Below are 2500 nucleotides of genomic sequence, written 5' to 3' on the forward strand. Positions count from 1 at the left end.
ACGTCGCGGCGGCGGAAGGCGAGTATGCCGCCGAGGGTCAGTGCGGCTGCGATGGCAAGGAGGATGGTGAGGGGTGTGGCGGCGGGGTCCTCTGAGGGGGCCGAGGGTGTGTGGTGGAAGGGGGAGGCGTCGTTGACCCAGGTGGGGAGGTTGAGTGCCTCTCCGAGCATTCCGATGGCGAAGCAGGCGGCGAAGGCTCCCCAGGTGAGGGCCACGCCGCGCGGGACGAGTCCGAACAGCAGGGTGGCCAGCCCGGCGAACAGCCAGAGCGCCGGGACGTAGACGAGGGTCGCCCCCAGCATGCGGGGCACCTGGCTCAGGTCGTGGGAGACGAGGCCGTACATGAGCCCCGAGCCGAGGCCCGCCGCGGCGAGCACGACCACGCTTCCGGCCAGCGCCACCACCAGGTGGGCGGCCAGCCAGCGGCGGCGGGACAGCGGGGTCGCCAGGAGCGGCTCGGCGCGCAGCGCGGTCTCCTCGCCGCGTACCCGCAGTGCGGCCTGGACGGCGTAACCCGTGGCGATCAGGGCCACCAGCAGCACCTCGGTGGCCAGGAAGGCGTCGGTGAGACTGGCGCCGCCGGTCCGCGCGATCACTTCGCGCAGGTTCTCGTTGTCGCCTACCAGATCCTCGACGTCGTCGGCGATCCAGCCGAAGGCCGCTCCGGTGAGCAGCAGCCCGGTGCTCCAGCCGATCAGGGCGCCGCGTTGCAGGCGCAGGGCCAGGCCCAGCGGGCGGCCGAGGTACGGCCGTGCCGTGCGGGGGCCGGGGCGGGGTGCCACGAAGCCGGCGTCGACGTCCCGCAGGGTCGACAGCACGCTGCCGGCGGCGACCAGCGCCACCGCGGCGGCGGCCATGAGGAGCGCGGGCCACCACCGTTCGCCAGCGAACGGCCGGGTCTTCTGCGCCCATCCGATGGGCGAGAGCCACGACAGCGTGCCGTCGCCGATGTCACCGGCGGCCCGCAGGACGAAGGCCGCCCCCAGCACGGCGCCGACGGCACCGTAGGTCACCCGCGTGTTCTGGGCGGACTGGGCCGCGACCACGGTGACGCCCGCGAAGACGAGCCCTTCCAGAAGCAGCGTGGCGCCGAACAGAATCGAGCCGGCCGCGGGCAGATCCAGGGCGATCAGGCCGAGCGCCGTCAGGCCGCCGACGGCGGCGCTCATGGCCGCCACGACGCTCAGCGCGGCGGCCAGGCTCGCGTGCCGGCCGACCGCCATGGCGCGGACCAGCTCCAGCCGGCCGGCCTCCTCCTCGGCGCGGGTCTCGCGTCCGACCATGAAGACGGCCATCAGCGCGACCGCGACCAGGCCGTTGGTGCCGATCTGGAACGCGACCTGCCCGCCCGTCGTGTCGAGTGCCTGGTCGGGGCCGTTGAGCGCGATGGCGGCGGCGTTGCCATGGGCGGCCGCGGCCGCCTCCTGGAGATCGGCGCGGGTGGGGTACAGGCCTTTGGTGCTCCAGGCGCTCAACACCTCCAGCAGGACGATCGACACGGTCCACACGGCGATGCGCAGCCGGTCGCGGCGCAGGACCAGGCGCGCGAGCGTGGCGGCGCCGGCGAGCTCGCTCATCGGCCGGCCTTCCGGTGACCGTCCGCCAGGGCCCGCTCGCCGGCGAGCTCGTCGCCGTAGTGCCGCAGGAACAGTTCCTCCAGCGTGGGCGGCTGGCTGTTGAGAGTACGGATGCCCAACGCGGCCAGATGCCGGATGGCGCCGTCGAGCCGGTCGGTGTCGACGTCGAAACGAGCCCGGTCGCCGTCCATGCGAACGTCGTGCACCCCGGCCAGCTCGTCCAGCCCGGTGACCGGGCGCGCGGTCTGGACGTCGATCGAGGTGCGGGTCAGATGCCGCAGCTCGTCCAGAGTCCCGCTCTCCACCGTCCGGCCCTCCCGGATGATGGTCACCCGATCGCACAGGGCCTCCACCTCGGCCAGGATGTGACTCGACAGCAAGACTGTGCGGCCCTGGTTCTTCACTTCGCGGATGCAGTCCTGGAAGACGGTCTCCATCAGCGGGTCCAGGCCCGAGGTCGGCTCGTCCAGGATCAGCAGCTCGGCACTGGACGCCAGCGCCGCCACCAGGCCGACCTTCTGCCGGTTGCCCTTGGAGTAGGTGCGCGCCTTCTTGGCCGGATCGAGTTCGAAGCGCTCCAGCAGCTCGTCCCGGCGGGCCGGATCCAGATCACCGCGCAACCGGCCGAAGACGTCGATGATCTCGCCGCCCGACAGCGTGGGCCACAGGCTCACGTCGCCCGGCACATACGCCAGGCTCCGGTGCAGGGCGACGGCGTCACGCCACGGATCACCGTCCAGCAACCGGGCCTCGCCTCCGTCGGCGCGCAGCAGCCCCAGCAGGACGCGAATGGTGGTGGTCTTGCCGGCGCCGTTCGGCCCCAGGAACCCGTGCACCTCCCCGGTCGAGACGGTCAGGTCCAGACCGTCGAGCGCCCGGGTCCGCCCGAACGTCTTCACCAGCCCGGAGATCGCGATGGCGGC

Annotated in this window: 2 protein-coding genes; both read right to left on the reverse strand. The window is 72.9% G+C overall.

Annotated features, from left to right (window positions below; translation table 11 throughout):
* Positions 1 to 1577, reverse strand: a 1577-nt coding sequence (locus tag ACGFNU_RS50625; RefSeq protein WP_392604168.1) for an ABC transporter permease, incomplete at its 3' end; no start/stop codon positions are given.
* On the reverse strand, positions 1574 to 2500 hold a 927-nt coding region (locus tag ACGFNU_RS50630), incomplete at its 5' end, for an ATP-binding cassette domain-containing protein (protein WP_392604170.1). The genes ACGFNU_RS50630 and ACGFNU_RS50625, both read right to left, overlap by 4 nt.

The sequence above is a fragment of the Spirillospora sp. NPDC048911 genome, from assembly GCF_043198015.1.
Taxonomy (GTDB): Bacteria; Actinomycetota; Actinomycetes; order Streptosporangiales; family Streptosporangiaceae; genus Spirillospora.